Origin of the sequence: Haloplanus sp. HW8-1 (assembly GCF_023703795.1) — an archaeon.
Classification (GTDB): domain Archaea; phylum Halobacteriota; class Halobacteria; order Halobacteriales; family Haloferacaceae; genus Haloplanus; species Haloplanus pelagicus.
In genome coordinates this window covers 2,054,894-2,070,788 of record NZ_CP098518.1, presented here as the reverse complement: position 1 = coordinate 2,070,788, position 15,895 = coordinate 2,054,894, and the positions used below count along the sequence as shown (strand labels likewise).

At 68.2% G+C, this 15,895-nt stretch carries 15 protein-coding genes and 1 pseudogene; 10 read left to right on the top strand and 6 right to left on the bottom strand.

Annotation, left to right across the window (positions count from 1 at the left end):
* The first annotated feature begins 150 nt into the window (after nucleotides 1-150).
* From NBT82_RS11040 to cofG, 4 genes are all read left to right on the top strand, one after another.
* Entirely contained in the window at nucleotides 151-1,338 is a 1,188-nt protein-coding gene (locus NBT82_RS11040) for a tubulin/FtsZ family protein (protein ID WP_251328172.1), read from the top strand.
* A complete protein-coding gene (locus tag NBT82_RS11035; protein WP_251328171.1) occupies nucleotides 1,307-2,107 on the top strand; it encodes a hypothetical protein in 801 nt (266 codons plus the stop codon). The genes NBT82_RS11040 and NBT82_RS11035 overlap by 32 nt, the downstream gene beginning before the upstream one ends.
* Nucleotides 2,108-2,734: a 2-phospho-L-lactate guanylyltransferase gene (gene cofC, locus NBT82_RS11030; RefSeq protein WP_251328170.1), complete on the top strand. Its 627-nt coding sequence runs from the start codon at nucleotides 2,108-2,110 to the stop codon at nucleotides 2,732-2,734. It begins immediately after the preceding gene.
* 64 nt (nucleotides 2,735-2,798) lie between these two features.
* Nucleotides 2,799-3,929, top strand: coding sequence for a 7,8-didemethyl-8-hydroxy-5-deazariboflavin synthase subunit CofG (gene cofG, locus NBT82_RS11025; RefSeq protein WP_251328169.1), 1,131 nt, complete (start codon nucleotides 2,799-2,801; stop codon nucleotides 3,927-3,929).
* On the opposite strand, the gene NBT82_RS11020 is transcribed toward cofG, so the two are convergent.
* Nucleotides 3,921-4,475, bottom strand: a complete 555-nt coding sequence (locus NBT82_RS11020) for a metal-dependent hydrolase (RefSeq protein ID WP_251328168.1) — start codon at nucleotides 4,473-4,475, stop codon at nucleotides 3,921-3,923. The two genes, cofG and NBT82_RS11020, sit on opposite strands and share 9 nt — an antisense overlap.
* Before the next feature lies 1 nt (nucleotide 4,476).
* Nucleotides 4,477-5,844 (bottom strand): 7,8-didemethyl-8-hydroxy-5-deazariboflavin synthase subunit CofH, encoded by a 1,368-nt coding sequence (gene cofH / locus NBT82_RS11015; RefSeq protein ID WP_251328167.1) that lies wholly within the window; start codon nucleotides 5,842-5,844, stop codon nucleotides 4,477-4,479.
* 135 nt (nucleotides 5,845-5,979) lie between these two features.
* Here cofH and uppS point away from each other — a divergent pair, with 135 nt between their 5' ends.
* Both uppS and NBT82_RS11005 read left to right on the top strand, forming a co-directional pair.
* Nucleotides 5,980-6,906 carry a polyprenyl diphosphate synthase gene (gene uppS, locus NBT82_RS11010; RefSeq protein WP_251328166.1) on the top strand — a complete coding sequence of 309 codons (927 nt, stop codon included), beginning with the start codon at nucleotides 5,980-5,982 and terminating at the stop codon, nucleotides 6,904-6,906.
* Nucleotides 6,907-6,932: 26 nt separating this feature from the next.
* Entirely contained in the window at nucleotides 6,933-8,024 is a 1,092-nt protein-coding gene (locus tag NBT82_RS11005; RefSeq protein ID WP_251328165.1) for a mechanosensitive ion channel family protein, read from the top strand.
* Here the strand turns inward: NBT82_RS11005 and NBT82_RS11000 are convergent.
* On the bottom strand, nucleotides 7,933-8,541 hold the full coding sequence (locus tag NBT82_RS11000) for an undecaprenyl diphosphate synthase family protein (protein ID WP_251328164.1): 609 nt from the start codon (nucleotides 8,539-8,541) through the stop codon (nucleotides 7,933-7,935). The genes NBT82_RS11005 and NBT82_RS11000 overlap by 92 nt on opposite strands.
* 107 nt (nucleotides 8,542-8,648) lie before the next feature.
* Between NBT82_RS11000 and NBT82_RS10995 the strand changes: the two genes are divergently transcribed.
* Together NBT82_RS10995 and NBT82_RS10990 are read left to right on the top strand one after the other, a co-directional pair.
* Entirely contained in the window at nucleotides 8,649-9,962 is a 1,314-nt protein-coding gene (locus NBT82_RS10995) for a DUF92 domain-containing protein (protein WP_251328163.1), read from the top strand.
* Nucleotides 9,959-10,429: a GNAT family N-acetyltransferase gene (locus NBT82_RS10990; RefSeq protein ID WP_251328162.1), complete on the top strand. Its 471-nt coding sequence runs from the start codon at nucleotides 9,959-9,961 to the stop codon at nucleotides 10,427-10,429. The genes NBT82_RS10995 and NBT82_RS10990 overlap by 4 nt, the downstream gene beginning before the upstream one ends.
* A gap of 14 nt (nucleotides 10,430-10,443) precedes the next feature.
* Here NBT82_RS10990 and dnaG read toward each other — a convergent pair whose 3' ends face one another.
* On the bottom strand, nucleotides 10,444-11,796 hold the full coding sequence (dnaG, locus tag NBT82_RS10985; RefSeq protein ID WP_251328161.1) for a DNA primase DnaG: 1,353 nt from the start codon (nucleotides 11,794-11,796) through the stop codon (nucleotides 10,444-10,446).
* A 216-nt stretch (nucleotides 11,797-12,012) separates the two neighbouring features.
* On the opposite strand from dnaG, the pseudogene NBT82_RS20195 reads away from it, so the two are divergent.
* Nucleotides 12,013-12,751, top strand: a pseudogene (locus NBT82_RS20195) (MOSC N-terminal beta barrel domain-containing protein).
* A 229-nt stretch (nucleotides 12,752-12,980) separates the two neighbouring features.
* Here the strand turns inward: NBT82_RS20195 and NBT82_RS10970 are convergent.
* Nucleotides 12,981-13,718, bottom strand: coding sequence for an FkbM family methyltransferase (locus NBT82_RS10970; protein WP_251328158.1), 738 nt, complete (start codon nucleotides 13,716-13,718; stop codon nucleotides 12,981-12,983).
* Between the two features lie 202 nt (nucleotides 13,719-13,920).
* On the opposite strand from NBT82_RS10970, the gene NBT82_RS10965 reads away from it, so the two are divergent.
* The gene (locus NBT82_RS10965) at nucleotides 13,921-14,829 is read left to right on the top strand and encodes an HFX_2341 family transcriptional regulator (protein ID WP_251328157.1); all 909 of its coding nucleotides are present in this window, start codon (nucleotides 13,921-13,923) and stop codon (nucleotides 14,827-14,829) included.
* Here the strand turns inward: NBT82_RS10965 and NBT82_RS10960 are convergent.
* Nucleotides 14,826-15,872, bottom strand: a complete 1,047-nt coding sequence (locus tag NBT82_RS10960; protein WP_251328156.1) for a hypothetical protein — start codon at nucleotides 15,870-15,872, stop codon at nucleotides 14,826-14,828. The genes NBT82_RS10965 and NBT82_RS10960 overlap by 4 nt on opposite strands.
* Between the last annotated feature and the right edge of the window lie 23 nt (nucleotides 15,873-15,895).

Sequence of the window (15,895 nt, the reverse complement as noted above, 5' to 3'; positions counted from 1 at the left end):
CGCCGTCCGTCAGACGGCGCCGAAACGGTCGGTTTCGCGCCGCCATCGGTGGATCGAGCGTCGGATTCGGCCGCCGAACATCGCCGTCGCCCACAAGGTTTATGTTCGTTTTGCGCCTGGGTTCTTCCCAATGAAGAGGGGTCTGAAACTATGAAACTGGCCATGATCGGTTTCGGGCAGGCCGGCGGCAAGATCGTCGACAAGTTCCTCGAGTACGATCAGCGGACGGGGAGCGAAATCGTCCGCGCGGCGGTCGCCGTCAACACTGCCAAGGCTGACCTGATGGGTCTCGAACACATCCCGCAGGATCAGCGCGTGCTCATCGGCCAGTCCCGGGTGAAGGGACACGGCGTGGGCGCGGACAACGAACTCGGTGCGGAGATCGCCGAGGAGGACATCGGCGAGATCCAGGGTGCCATCGACGGTATCCCCGTCCACGAGGTCGACGCCTTCCTCGTCGTCGCCGGCCTCGGGGGCGGCACCGGGAGCGGCGGCTCGCCGGTCCTCGCGAAACACCTCAAGCGCATTTACACGGAGCCCGTTTACGGTCTCGGCATCCTCCCCGGCAGCGACGAGGGCGGGATCTACACGCTCAACGCCGCCCGCTCGTTCCAGACGCTCGTCAACGAGGTCGACAACCTGCTCGTTTTCGACAACGACGCCTGGCGCAAGACCGGCGAATCCGTCCAGAGCGGCTACGACGAAATCAACGACGAGATCGTCCGCCGGTTCGGCATCCTGTTCGGCGCGGGCGAGGTCCGCGAGGGACAGGAGGTCGCCGAATCCGTCGTCGACAGCTCCGAGATCATCAACACGCTCTCGGGTGGCGGCGTCTCGACCGTCGGCTACGCCTCGGAGACCGTCGAGCGCAAACAGCAGTCCAGCGGCCTGCTCTCGAAACTCACCGGCAACGAGCAGTCCGTCGAGGACCAACTCGACTCGGCCAACACGACCAACCGCATCACGAGCCTCGTCCGCAAGGCCGCCTTGGGTCGGCTGACCCTCCCCTGTGAGATCGACGGTACCGAACGCGCCCTCCTCGTGATGGCCGGGCCCTCCGCCTACCTGAACCGGAAAGGCATCGAACGCGGCCGGAAATGGCTCGAAGAGCAGACCGGCAGCATGGAAGTCAGGGGCGGCGACTACCCCGTCAACGACAGCGACTTCGTCGCCTCGGCCATCCTGCTTTCCGGAGTCACCAACGTTCCCCGCATCAAGGAACTCCAGCAGGTCGCCATCGAAGCACAGGACAACATCAGCGAGATCCGCGAAGAGAGCGAAGCCAACCTCCAGAACCTAGTCGAAGATGACGAGGACGAACTCGAATCGCTCTTCTAGGGTCGTCCTCGCCACACTCGTCGTTCTGCTCGCCGCGACCGTCCCGGCGGCAGCAGTCTCCGTCACTGGCGAGGACGTCCCCGAGGAAGCACAGGTCGGCACGCAAGTATCGGCGACGATCACGCTCGACGAACTGTACCAGAACCCCCAGAGCGAGCAGTGGCAGCTCTCGGGATCGACCGACCTCACCGACGTCTCTTGGACGATCGTCTACTACGATCAGACCGGTTCACAGGAGAACCTAGTCGAACCCACCGGGCAGTCCTTCTCCGGGGCCGAAGTCGCGGCGAGTTCCGGCACCGCCGAGGTCGAGGTCCGGATTACGGGCACGGTCCCGGAGGTCGACGCCTACAGCTACGACCCGGCCCAGGAGTTCCTGTTGATGGAACTGACCCGCAGCCAGCAGGGTGGCGCAAGCAGCACCATCGACAGCTGGCAGACCCACCACTACACCGAATCGAGCGCCTCGGCCCGTAGCGCGATCGAGGAGGCGGGCAGCGCCATCGAGAGTGCGCGATCGAGCGGCGCGAATCCGTCCGACGCACAGGCCAACTACGAGGACGCGATCGCCGCGTACAACGACGGGAGTTTCGACGTGGCGACTAACCTCGCCACCCGTGCGACGGAACAGGCAAACGGGGCCCGGCAGTCCCAACAAACCCAGCAGTTGCTCATCTACGCCGTCGCGGGACTGCTCGTTCTCGGCCTTCTGGTCGGCAGCGTCCTCTACTGGCGGTCCCAGCAGGGCCCCGACGACCCACTCGGCTGAATGCGCTTTCTCGTCCCGTTCGAGGCGTCGCGGCCCAAGACGCGACTCGATCCGGTGCTCGACGCCGACGAGCGGGCTGCCTTCGCGCGGGCGATGCTCCGTGACGTGCTCGGCGCGCTCCGGGCGACGAGTCACGCACCCGAAGTCGTCGCGACGGCCCCCGTCGACGGCAACCTAGACAACGTCCCGACGAGCGTCGACGACCGCCCACTCTCGGCCGCGATCAACGCTCGCCTCGGCGGCACCGACCCGGTCGGCGTCCTCGTCGCGGACCTAGGGCTAGTGACGCCGACAGCCGTCGAGACGCTGGTCGAAGCCGCGGCCGACGGCGACGTGGTCGTCGCCCCCGGCCGTGGCGGCGGGACGAACGGTCTCGTCGTTTCCCACCCCGACTTCCAAGTCGACTTCCACGGCGTCTCCTATCGCGATCACCTGACTGTGGCGCGAGCGGTCGGCGTCGAACCACGCGTGGTCGACTCGATGCGCCTCGCGAGCGACGTGGACGAGCCGGCGGATCTGGTCGAGGTGTTGCTCCACGGCGAGGGCGAGGCGGCGGCCTGGCTCCGCGAGGCGGGGTTCGAACTCGACGCGGGCGAGGGACGGGTCGGGATCGACCGGACGGCGTGAGCGGCCGACCGACCGGGTCGGACGTGAGGGAGGATTTTTGTCCGTCGGGCGACGATCCGGGGGCATGCCACGGGCACCCGAGACCGACGCCGAGCGGGTCGACCCCGAGAGTTTGGTCGACGCCGGCGCCGTCGCCGACCTGCTCGACGCGACCCCTGCAGACGTGGGACCGGCGCCCGAACTCACCTTCGCCCGGAACCTCTTCGTGCCGCTGACGACCGCGTGCCGGTACACCTGCACCTACTGTACGTTCTACGACGTGCCCGGCGAGGCGACGCTGGTGTCGCCGGACGAACTCCGCGAAGAGCTCCAGTTCGGGGCCGAGGCCGGCTGTACCGAGGTCCTGTTCACCTTCGGCGACGCCCCGGACGAGCGGTACACGGCGATTCACGACCGACTCGGCGACTGGGGGTACGACACCGTCCTCGACTACCTCTACGACGCCTGCGAGATGGCACTCGACGTCGGCTTGCTCCCCCACAGCAACCCGGGCGACCTGCGCTACGAGGAACTGGACCGGCTCGCGGCGGTCAACGCCAGCATGGGCGTGATGCTGGAGACGACAGCGGACGTGAGCGCACACGCGGGGAGCCGGCGGAAAACCCCCGAACGCCGACTGGGGACGATCCGGGCGGCCGGTGAGGCGTCGGTTCCGTTCACCACCGGCATCCTCGTCGGCATCGGGGAGTCGCGCAGGGACCGGGCCGAGAGCCTGCTGGCGATCGGCGAACTCCACGCCCGCTACGACCACGTACAGGAGGTGATCGTCCAGCCGGTCGTCCCCAACGAGCGTTCGGACTTCGAGCGCCCGGGCGTCGAGACGCTGCGCGAGACGGTGGCGATGGCACGGGTCGCCCTGCCGAACGAGGTGTCGGTGCAAGTGCCGCCGAACCTCGCGCCAGTCCGCGAGTTGCTTCCCTGTGGCGTCGACGACCTCGGCGGTGTCTCCCCGATCACCGACGACTACATCAACCCGGACTACGAGTGGCCCGCAGTCGATGAACTGTCGGCAATCGCGAGCGAGGCAGGGGTCCCGCTCCGCGAGCGTCTGCCGGTCCACGACCGATACCTTCCAGCGGCGTATCGGAGCGGCGCGGCGGCGCCGGCCGAGGGTGGAGCGTGGCTCCGTCCGGCGATCCGGGAGGCACTTCGCGCCGACGACGAGGCGGGACAGCGGTATCGTGCCCTACAGTAACCGCTCCTCGACGTCCGGGAGGCGCTTACGGACGAGGGTGTAGGCCCCGCCGACGACGAGAAAGGCGAACGCGACGCGCCGAACGGTCGGGCCGAAGACGAACAGGCCGGGCGAGAGAAGGCAGACGGTGAGCAGGTAGTCTTCGGGTGCGCCGTCGTATCGTACCCAGTAGCGCGGCGAGAGCCAGCGGTTCCGGGAGTGAAGGTACACCGCCTGCGCCGAGGTACGCTCCCACGGCCGGGGCTCGGTCCCCGCGCCGAAGGCATCGCTGACGGAGTGGACGGCCGCCGAGAGGAGAAAGAAGGCGACGGAGACGATGCCAGAACCGGGCACGAGAGCGGCGCCGACGAGCGCCGGGAACGCGCCGAACCAGTAGTAATCGGGGAAATGCAGCGTCTTGCGGTGGACGCCGGCGACGAGGTCGAGATCCGGGAAGACGCCGCCGGCCATGCCCGCGAGGGCGGCAGGAGGAGCCAGTTCCGGCGCGACGACCGTCAGCGGGAGCGCGAGGAGGAGTCCGACGGCCGCATGGGTGGTCGCCATCATATCAGTCGTCCGCCGGAGACCGGGATCGCGCACCGAGCATCGGCGTTCCGTCGGCGTGGGGACCGAGGCGGGGGCCGTGGGGCGCGTCCTCCGGGTCGACGGGTCGCCGGCGTTCGTAGTCGGTCGAGCGCTCGACCGGGCGGCGGCCGATGGCCGTCACCATGTCGACGTAGTCCGCAACCGAACGGAACTCGCCGTAGTCGCCGCCGGCGCGTTTGGTTATCTCCTCGGAGAGGAGCGTCCCCATGAAGTCGTTGGCACCACAGGAGAGCGTCTTCAGTGACTTCTCATCGCCGAACTTCACCCACGAGGTCTGGACGTTCTCGACGTTGTCGAGAAACAGGCGGGAGACGGCGATCATGAGTTCGTCCTCGGCGTCGGTCGCGCCGCCGTCGACCAGGCCGTGTTCGTAGAGCGGCGTCCGCTCGTGGACGAACGAAAGGGGAACGAACTCCGTGATCCCGCCGGTGCGGTCCTGCAGGTCGCGCACCCGTTTCAGGTGCCTGACGCGGTGCATCTCGTTTTCCACGTGACCGTACATGATCGTCGCGGTGACGGGGAGCCCGGCGGCCATCGCTCCTTCCATAGCGTCGATCCACTCGGCTGTCGACATCTTGGCCGGACAGATCACGTCGCGCACCTCGTCGACGAGTATCTCGGCGGCGGTACCGGGGGCGCTGTCGAGTCCCGCCGCCCGGAGGCGGCGGTACACCTCCTCGTATGTCCAGTCGGTGCCGCGGCGGGCGTGGTAGGCCTCCTCGGGCGTCATCGAGTGGACGTGGACGCCGTCGACGGACATGGCGCGGATCTGGTCGACGTAGGTGCCCGGCGACGTGGTGTACGCTTCGGGCGGACGGTAGTTCACCCGCTCCGGGTTCTCGGCGGCGGCGAGCAGTTCACGGTGCTCGGCATCGAGGGCGAACGCGGGGTGGAGGCCGCTGACCGAACACACCTCCGAAATCCCGAGATCGACCGCCTCGGCGACGGCCCGCCGCGATTCGGCCGGCGTCTTGGTGAACCCGCCGTGGTCGTCGGGGGCGTCGGCCTCGAACGCCGACGCGCGGTCCTTGAAGTTGCAGAACTGACAGCCCGTATCGCAGGCCGTCGTGACGTTGTTGTTGAGGTTGGCGACGAAGGTCACGTCGTCCCCGACCACCTCGGCGCGCCGTCGGTCGGCCGCCTCCAGTACCGCCTCCTTCCGGACGGGGTCGATCCCCTCGTGGTCGGTCCCGGTCGTCAGAAGCTCCACCCCGTCGTCGACGGTGAGGCGGTGGCCGTGCCGGGCCTTCGCCAGCGCGTTCTCGAAGTGCTGGTCGGTCTCGGGGACGTGATCGAACCCTTCGACCGCGGCGTCGGACGGGTCGCTCATCGTGAGAGGACAGACGCCCGAGGCTAATATGGGTTGTCGTCACGGCGATGATCCACCCTGGCCGGCGCGGCGTCGGCGGGCGACGGGGCGACACGTGTCAAAAGACCCATACCCATCCACGTCGTCGCCATCCACATGCACTCGCGGGTCCGTAGCTGGCTCGACCGCGCTTACGAGCGACTGCTCCGCCGTGACATCGACGACGGTCCCGACCACGTCGCGATTATCATGGACGGAAACCGACGATACGCCCGCGAGCGCGGCGACGAGGCCACGGCCGGTCACCGCGAGGGCTCCCGGACGACCGAGCAAGTGTTGCGGTGGTGTCAGGATCTCGGCGTCGAGGAACTCACCGTCTACGCCTTCTCGACGGAGAACTTCGACCGATCCCGAGAGGAACGCGAACACCTGTTCGACCTCATCGAGTCGAAACTCCGGGAGTTCGCCGACGCCGAGGGCGTCCACGAGAACGAGGTGTGTATCCGCGCCCTCGGTCAGGTCGACCGCCTGCCCGATCGAGTGTGCGAGGCCGTCGACTACGCCGAGGGACGGACCGAGACCTACGATCGCTTCCGGCTGAACGTCGCGGTGGCGTACGGCGGCCGTGCGGAACTGCTCGGCGCCGCCCGCGACACCCTGAGGGCGGTCGAAGCGGGGCGCCTCGATCCCGAGGACATCGACGTGGATGAGATCGACCGTCGCCTGTACGCCCGCCCTGTCCGCGACGTGGACCTGATCGTCCGCACCGGTGGCGCCGAGCGGACGAGCAACTTCCTCCCCTGGCACGCCAACGGCAACGAGGCCGCCGTCTTCTTCTGTGCGCCCTACTGGCCCGAGTTCTCGAAGGTGGACTTCCTGCGGGCGATCCGGACCTACGAGTCCCGCGAGGCGTCGTGGCGTCACACCCGGACCGATCGGGCCGTGGCGCTGGTGCGGGCGGTCGCGGGGTCGTCGCTCGTCGAGACGCGGGAGGTCGTCGGCCGCCTCCGCGAGCAGTTGCCACGGGGCGGCGCCGAGGAACTGTCGGCCGAACTCGACCACAAGGACCGCACCGCCGAGTGACGGCGGGACCTTTGTAGCGCCCGAGCGTGAATACGCGGTATGCACGTCATCGCGCAGGTGACGACCACACCGCCGCCGGCCGTCGGGCCGGGGGACTCGTCGACTACTGGCCGATCCTCCGGCGCGGGGCGTGGTTCCTGGCCGGCTTCGTCGCCGTCGTCCTCGTCGGCTGGTTCGGCGTCGAACCCCTCGTCGCGCGGTACGTCCGCCGGCGCAACCGGAACAATCCGACGATCAGGGAGGCGGTCTCGCGGTACGTCCGCCTGCTGGTCGTCGTGGTCGCCTTCTTCGTCGCCGCCGGAACGGCCGGGTACGGCGACCTGATCGGCGACTCCGCGCTCGTCATCGCCGCCGGGACGCTCGCCGTCGGCGTCGCCGGACAGACGGTCATCGGCTCCATCGTCAGCGGACTCGTACTCGTCGCCGACCCCGAGTTCAACGTGGGTGACTACATCGAGTGGGCGGACGGCGGAGGGACGGTCCAGTCGATCACGCTCCGGGTGACGCGCGTGCTCACGCCGGACGGCGAACTCGTCACGGTGCCGAACACGACCCTCACGGGGCAGGCGATCACCCGCCCGTACGGTCGGAAACGACGGCGCATCGTCGAGCGCGTCGGGATCGCGTACGAGGCGGACGTGAGCGAGGCACTGGACCTACTCACCGCAGCGACGGACGCCGTCGACGACATCGAAGCGGGGCCGACGCCGAAGGCCTACGTCGACGAGTTCGGCGGCGACGCTGTCGTACTACGTGTTCACTACTGGATCGCGGACCCGAAGCACCTGGACGTGTTCGCCGTCCGGTCGGTACGCCCGAGCGGTCAAAGAGCGACTGGACGGGGCCGGCATCGCGATCAGCCCCGCGTCCAAGCGCGAGCTACAGGGGCGGATCGAGGTCGACGACGCCGAGCCGATCGGGGAGGGCTGAACGACGACGCGTCGGGTGGCGTCCGAATCGGCGACGGAGCGACGCGTGCCGACGCTCAGCGTCCGAACCGCCGTCGTTACCACGACGTGCTTCGGTCTAACGACCGAAGCGCCGCTGGCGGTTCTGGTAGTCCAGCACCGCCCGGAGGTAGTCGCGCTTGCGCACGTCCCGCCAGTTCACGTCGGTGAAGTAGAGTTCCGAGTAGACCGACTGCCAGATCATGAAATCCGAGAGGCGCTCGGCGCCGGTCTTGATCAGCAGGTCGGGTTCGTCGGGGAAGACCAGGCGGCGTTCCACGTCGGTCTCGTCGACGTCTTCGGGGTCGAGGCGATCGGCGTCGACCTCCTCGGCCAGCGAGCGGACGGCGGCGGCGAACTCCCCTTTGCCGCCGAGGCCGACGTTCACCTGGACGGGCGCCGCGACGGGTTCGGTGTCGTCGGGGGCGCGGACGGCCACGGGGCGGGGGGCGTCGACCGACCGGAGTTCGCGCTCCAACGTCGGCACTACCGCCTCGTCGAGGACGCTCACCGAGACGGTGACGCGGTCGGCGCCGTACTCGAAGGCCCAGCGGAGGACGCGTTCGAGGCGGTCGTACGCACCCTGTTCCAGCAGGTCGCGTTCGGTGAGCACGATGGCGACATGAGCAGGAGGATCGCCGTCGTGGACCCGCTGTCTGAGGGCGAGATAGCGGTCGTACAGTCCCACGACGGCGACAGGGGGTGACGGCGCAAAAAGCCACGGATCCGGCGGACTGGTGGACGCGAGCGGGGCGTGTCGGGAGCGTTAAGTGGCCATCGGGGATACCGGAGGGTGTGACGTCCACCCTTCGGCGGGCAGGGGCGTTCGCGGCCGTCGGGACGCTCGCGCTCGCCGCCCCGGAACTCGGGCGCGCGGCCGCCGCTCCCTTCGCCATCGTGGCGCTCCTCGCCGCGTTCGTCGTGGACGAGGGGCCGGTGTTCGACCTCTTCGCTCGGCCCCAGGACCGACGGGACGGCCGACTCAACGGCCTCGCTGGCTTCGCACTCGCAGCGACCGGCCTCGCCATCCTGTCGACGGCACCCCGTGAGTCGATGCCCACGTCGGTCTTCGTCGCCGCTGTCTTCGTCGTCGCGTACGGCAAGGTCGGCGCACGCGCGGTCGAACGGGTGGACAACGACCCGGCAGCCTCGACGGCCGGCTTCGGCCTGGTTGCCTTCCTCGCTGCCCTCGCCGGCCAACTACTCGTCGGGTGGAACCTCGGGACGACCCCATCGCTCCCCGCCGCCATCTTCCTCGCCGCGGCCGGGGCCCTCGTCGCCGCACTCCTGCGCTCGATGCTCTACGAACGCGACGATCCGCTGGTGATGCTCTCGACCGGACTCCTCCTGTGGTTGTTCGACGCCATCGGCGTCGCCGCGGGACTCGCCGAAGTGGGTGCCGCCCTCGGGGTCACCGTCGCGCTGGGCTATCTCTCCTACCGAACTGGCACTGCGTCGGTCCCCGGGATGGTGACCGGCGTATTGCTCGCCTTGCTCACCATCGTCTTCGGCGGCGTCGGCTGGTTCGCCGTCCTGATCGCTTTCTTCGGCATCGGTGGACTCTCCGCGAAGTACCGCTACGAGGAGAAGCGGGAGCGAGGCGTCGCCGAGGACAACGAGGGCGCACGGGGAAGCGGGAACGTCCTCGGCAACGCCGCCGTGGCGCTCGTCGCCGTCATCGGCTTCGCCGCCAGCGGTCAGATGCCCATGGACGCCGACCTGTTCCGGTTCGCGTTCACCGGGTCACTCGCCGCAGCCATGAGCGATACGCTCTCCAGCGAGATCGGTGTCCTGTTCGACGATCCGCGGCTCATCACGACGCTCCGGCGGGTCGATCCTGGCACCGACGGCGGAGTCACCTGGCAAGGCTACGTCGTCGGCGCCGTCGGCGCCGTCGCCGTCTCGGCCGTCGCCGTCGGCTTCTTCGCGTTCGCCTCGCCACGACTCGCTGCCCTCGCCGTCGTCTGCGGCGGGGTCGCCGGCATGACCGTCGACAGCCTCCTCGGAGCGACGCTGGAGGGTGGACGGGTCGGCAACCAGACCGTCAACTTCCTCGGCACCCTCGCCGGCGCCGTCGTGAGCGCCGGGTTCGCCGCCCTGTTGCTGTGATTCGCCGCGCACGACCCGGCGACCGCGCCGCGCTCGCCCGCCTCCAGTCGCACCTCCGGGAGCCGAGTCCGGAGCTCCTCGCCGCCGCCGTCGGCGGAGACGGGGACGACAACGGAGCGGGCGGCGAGGAGGACGGGGAGATCCTCACGCCGGCGGCGGCCCTCGTCGCGACGGCCGACGGAGACGCCGAATCCCCGGTGGGCTACCTGCTCGCCGTCCACGGCGACGGGACGACCTACGTGGCGGAACTGGTCGTCGATCCCGAGCACCGACGCGAGGGGGTTGCGACGGCGTTGCTGTCGGCGTGTGCGGCCGAGGCCGACCGCCTCACGGTCACCGTCGCCCCGGACAACGAGCCAGCGCGATCGCTGTACCGCCGCTGTGGGTTCGAGAAAACGCGTCGGCTGCCCGACTTTTTCGCCGATGGGGCGGCGATCCGGTATCGGCGGTCGACCGACGACGGGTGAGCGCGGTCCTGCCGTCAGTCGGCGGTCGCCAACTGGTCGATCGTCCGGACGCGAACGTCGACGGGTGTCTTGACCATCTCGGCCGCCGATCGGGCGACGATCTGTTCGACGCCACGCTGGGCCGCCACGTCGAGCAGTCGCTGGGTGAGTTCCCCGTCGAGGACCACCGCGTACGGCGCCGTCCCCGCTTCCGATACCGCGTCGAAGGCGTCGGTCACGGGCACCGACTCGACGACCTCGAAGTCCCCGTCGAGGAGGCGGGCCGTCCCGGTCTCCGCGTCGATCACCGCTCGGACGTGGCCCCGGAGCGTCGACGACTCGTCGCGTGCCACACCGTTGCTCTCCGCGGCACCGGCGTCGGCGTCCGCGTCCCCCGTCTCGGCGCGGTCGGCGTCCGCGTCCCCCGTCTCGGCGCGGTCGGCGTCCGCGTCCCCCGTCTCGGCGTCGGTGTGACCCGACTCGTCGACCGCCGAGGTGGTGGCGACGGAGACGGCGGCGGTGGGCGCTTTCTCGGCGGGATCGTCGGTCTCGGCCAGGGCGGCGGGCGCCGGCGGATCGTCGCCGTCGAAGAGGTCGCCGTACGGCGTCTTGTCACGGAGCGCCGACATGACCTCCTGGCGGGCGAGGTCCTCGACGGATCGGCCCTCCGGGGCGAAGACGACGTAGTCCACGTCGCCCACCTGCGCGAGTTCCCGCAGGATGAGTTCGCCGCCGCGGTCGCCATCCAGGAAGGCCGTGACGGTCCGCTCGGCGGTCAGGTCCGCCACCGCGTCTGGGACGTTGGTGCCCTCCACGGCGACGGCGTTCTTGACGCCGTACTGGAGGAGGGTGAGCACGTCCGCGCGGCCCTCGACGACGATGACAGCGTCGGCGTCGGCCACGCGTGGCCCGGCCGGGAGCGACCGGTAGTCGGTGATGTCGTCGATCCGGACGCTCTCGCGGACCTCCTCTAAGATCTTCGAGGAGTCCATGACGCTCTCGTCGAACGATCCGGCGAGCAGTTCCTTCGCGCGGTCGACGACCTTCCGGCGCTTGGCTTCGCGGACGTCCTCGATGTTCGTCACCTCGACGGAGGCCTGACACGGGCCGACGCGGTCGATGGTTTCGAGCGACGCGGCGAGGATGGCCGTCTCGACCTTGTCGAGGCTGCTGGCGATGGTGATGCGACCGAAGGACTGTCCGTTTTCGCTGTCGATCTGAACGTCGATACGGCCGACTTTGGAGGACTGCTGGAGATCCCGGAGATCGAGTTCGTCGCCGAGCAGGCCCTCGGTCTGCCCGAAGACGGCACCGACGACGTCGCTTCGCTCGACGACGCCGTCGGCCGCGATCGATGCGTGAATGAGGTATTTGGCTGTGTCGTCCATTGATGATCCCCTCGTAGGGGTGATGGTGATGATGATGGCGACATGGACCGTCCCATGTACGCCTATATACTTTTTGGGCAGGCGGGAAATACCTGTCGTACTCGCCGGTCGGACGCGAGCGACCACGCCCCCGGAGCGCCCCGGCAGTCGCCGGGCACCGACACAGTCGTGCGTTCGCACCAACGGTTATGCGGTCGACGGGCGTGTCGGGGCCCCATGGCGCACGTCGCAGGGCTCGGGCGGTACCCGGTGAAGGAACTCGACGGGATGGCGGTCGAATCGGTGCGGATCGCCGAGTCGGGAACGTTGGTCTGCGACCGCGAGTTCGGCATGTGTGAGCCCGTGGCCGGCCGGATCGAGACGGGCAATCAGATGCAGACGCTGGCCTACAACGGCAAGCAGACCGGCCGATTCCACGATCTTCGGACGACGTTCGACGCCGAGACGAGGACGCTGAGGGTCGACCTGAAGGCCGACGACGACCGCCGATAGTTCGACCCTTCGGCCGATGACGGCCGGGCGGTCGCGAAAGAGTGGTTCGGCGAGTTCATCGGCGACGACGTGGAGTTCCGCCGGCACGAACCGCCGGCGTTCGTCGACCGGCCCGACGCGGGTCCGTCGGTGATCAGCACGGCGACGCTGGAGGCGGTGGCGTCATGGTTCGACGACATGCCCGTCGAGGTCGGCGGCGTCCCCGCGTTCCGGGAGGATCGGTTCGTGGGGAGCGACGCGCCAGGGTTCATCGTCGACGGCGACGACGTCAGCTTCGAGGGGTACGAACCCTGCGCGGTGTGTCGTCCCGAGCCGCGACCCGAAGACGGGCGAACCGCTTGACCGGTTCCAAGAGCGGTTCGTCGAGCGCCGTGAGGCGACGTTTCCGGAGTGGGCCGACCCCGAGGCGTTCCCCCACAACTACACGGTAATGCTGATCTCGCAGGTGCCCGAGATGAGTTGAGGGCGGGCCATCTCTGTGGGCGACGAGGTGACGGTGCCGTCGCTATATGTGTGAGCGGCCGGTTCGGCGAGACGGCAATGAACTCAGCCCGGGGACCACCGCCAGCCATTCCAGCAGTCATAGAACGTGCAGTCCCTCGATATCTGCCGACGAGAGGGGCCGACGCAGGACGGATACCTGAGTTCGGTGGAGATCAGGAGCTGTTTTGAACGCCTTCCCGCCACCGTAGTCACTCCTTCATGGCCCGAACAAAATACTCGTGGTCTTTCTCGTCGAACCGCTCGACGGTGAACCCACAGTTTCGGAGCGTGTCTTCGAGCGATGCCTGTTCCGGTTCCGACAGCGAGTAGTCGATATCCTCGTCCGCGTGGACTTCGACGTACACCAGCCGACATTCGGGACGGGAGAGCGTCTCCGTGAGGCCCCTGATCGCGTCGAGTTCCGCGCCCTGGATGTCCATCTTCACGACGTTCGGCGTCGGCAACGATTTGAAGGCGACGAGTCGATCGCCGGACGTGTGCTGAATCCCTGATATCCGATGATTGGCGATCCACGACGACTCCGAATCGGCCTTGTCCGTCAGCGCCACCCTGTGTGTCGAAACCCGGTCCGCCGTACCAGACATCGACGCATGTTTCTCAATTCGCACCGTGTTCCGTACGTTCGGTTCAAACGCGTGTACCTCCCCATCCGATGCCTTCGAGGCGGCGATCACCGTGTAGTATCCGATTCCCCCACCAATATCGAAGACGACATCGTCGTCGTCGAGGTGCTCCCACATATCCTCAAGAACCGCACTCTCGTCCTCGGTGAGGAATCGCTCGACATCTGCCGCCGCCCCCGGTGCGGTGAGGAAGGTGAACGTGGAGTCACACACCACGACGTCGACTTCGTCGTAGAACCCGGAGGCAATGCGAGCGCGCTCGTACGTCGCCTCGATCGTGGTCGTCAGCCCCAGCGAATCCAAAGCCGGATAAGCGAATCGATAAACGCCACTCAGAGCCCGATCGATTCGGCGTCTCATTAACACGCGAGAGGAATGGTGACGCTCCGTTATTAATCATGATCCACGCAGCCCACGGACCCCGAAGAGCGAACTGCGCCGGCGGTCGACCGGTGACCGGCCGCGAGACTGGTTTTATTTAATCACCGCCCTCTTCGTCCCACGTATGCAGACCCACATCGTCCCGGTCGGCTTCGACTACGACCGACTGATCGCGCCGCTCATCCGCGACCAGTTCGACGTGGATCGGGTCATCTTACTCGAGGGGGCGGTCGGGAGCGAGGCCAACGTTGAGTACTCGCGGAACATCTCGGCCAAACTGGAGCAGGATTTCCGGAACCTGCTCGGCGCCGAAACCAGTCGCGTCGTCATCGAGGACGTCTACGACTACGACGCCGCCTTCGAACACGCCTTCGACCTCATCAACGAGCAACTCGACGAGGGCGCGCCGGACGGCGAGGTGTGGGTCAACGTGAGTTCGATGCCCCGGCCGGTGAGTTTCGCCTTCGCCACCGCCGCCCACTCTATTACGCTCGAACGCCAGGCCGACCGGGACCGCATCCACACCTACTACACCGCCCCCGAGAAGTACCTGGAGACGGAATTGGCGGAGGAACTGCGCGCGAACCGTGATCTCCTGCAGCAACTCATCGAGGAGGGATCACCCGACGGCGAGCGGATTCGGGAGCGCCTCGACGGGACGACCGAACTGCTCAACGAGTTCGACGAGCGTGGCACCACCATCGGGGCCAAGCGGATCGGCGACAACCACATCGTCGAACTGCCGGTGGCTTCCTTCTCGAACGTCAAGCCCTTCGAGGAAGTGATCCTCTTCGAACTCGGCGACCACGGCGAGTTCGAATCCGTCTCCGAACTCGCGGAGGCGCTCGCGGCCGAACTCGGCGAGGAGTACACCGATAGCTTCCGGTCGAAGGTCATCTACAACGTCGACCGTCTCGGCCCCGGCGGGAAGGGGTACATCGAACAGGAGGAACACGGGAAGTCCTACCGGACGCGCCTCTCGCGGATCGGCGAACTCTGGGTGCGCGCCCACGCCGACCGGGACGAGGGTTAGAACTCGAGGCCGCTCGGGTCGTCGCCCGGCACCAGCGGGCTCCCGGGAGGATCGGCCGGCAGGTCGGGCAGGTTGTAACTGCCGGGGGCCACGTCGTTCGGCCCGTCCGGGTAGAGCGTCGCCGCGAGCGTCTGGATGTGATCGCGGCCCACGTCGAGTTCGAACTGGCCGCCGCCGTACAGCCGTACGTCGCGTTCGCGGGCGTACTCGACCGTGTCGAGCAGCGACTCGACGGTGCCGAACCGCGAGGGCTTGATGTTGAGCCACCGGGGTTCGAAGGGCAGGTCACGCACGCTCGCGACGCCGGTGATCGGCGCGTCCCACGAGAGGCGGTCCCGCGCGGATTCGACGACGGCCCGCGTCCCGTCGGTGAGCGCCGGATCCTCGATCACGGCGTCTGGAAATCCCTCGATCACCAGTTCGTAGAGTTCGGGATCGGGCGGTTGGTCGACCGTCGTCCCGGCGTAGTGTCCCTTGAGGTCGAGGAGGCGGACGGCGTCGGTGGCCACGAGGGCGTCGACGAGGTCGGCGTCCCAGTCGCTCGTGGGGTCGAGTTTCAGCCCCAGATCGGGATGCCGGTCGAGGATAGTCTCGACGCGGTCGGTCGTCGGCGGGTCGCCGAGGCGGGTGCTGACGACGAAGCGGACCGGCGAGCGGTCGCGGCCGAGTGCGGCGGCGAGGTCCGTATCGGCCTGCCGCAGGGCCAGATCCAGGCCCGCGCTCTCCAGCGCCCAGCGGCGGTAGTGACGGGCCGAGGGTTGTTCGGGGTCCTTGGTGGGGAAACAGTCCACGTCGTCGAGCGCGGTCGAGAACTCGTCGAACGTGAACTCGCCGGTCGGGACGAGGGCGCCGACGTCCGCGAGGGCGTCGTGATCCTCGACGTCGTAGGTCACGTCCTCGCCGCGGCCGACGTGGCCGTCGCCGTGGAGTTCGAAGGTGGTGGTCGCACGGACGAAGCCACTGGAGGTGTCACGCTCCTGGCAGGTTCGAGTCTCGCCGTCGACCCGGATGGGGAGGTCGGCGAGGCGATCGTAGAGGGCCATACATCCGGTATGTGCCGACACGG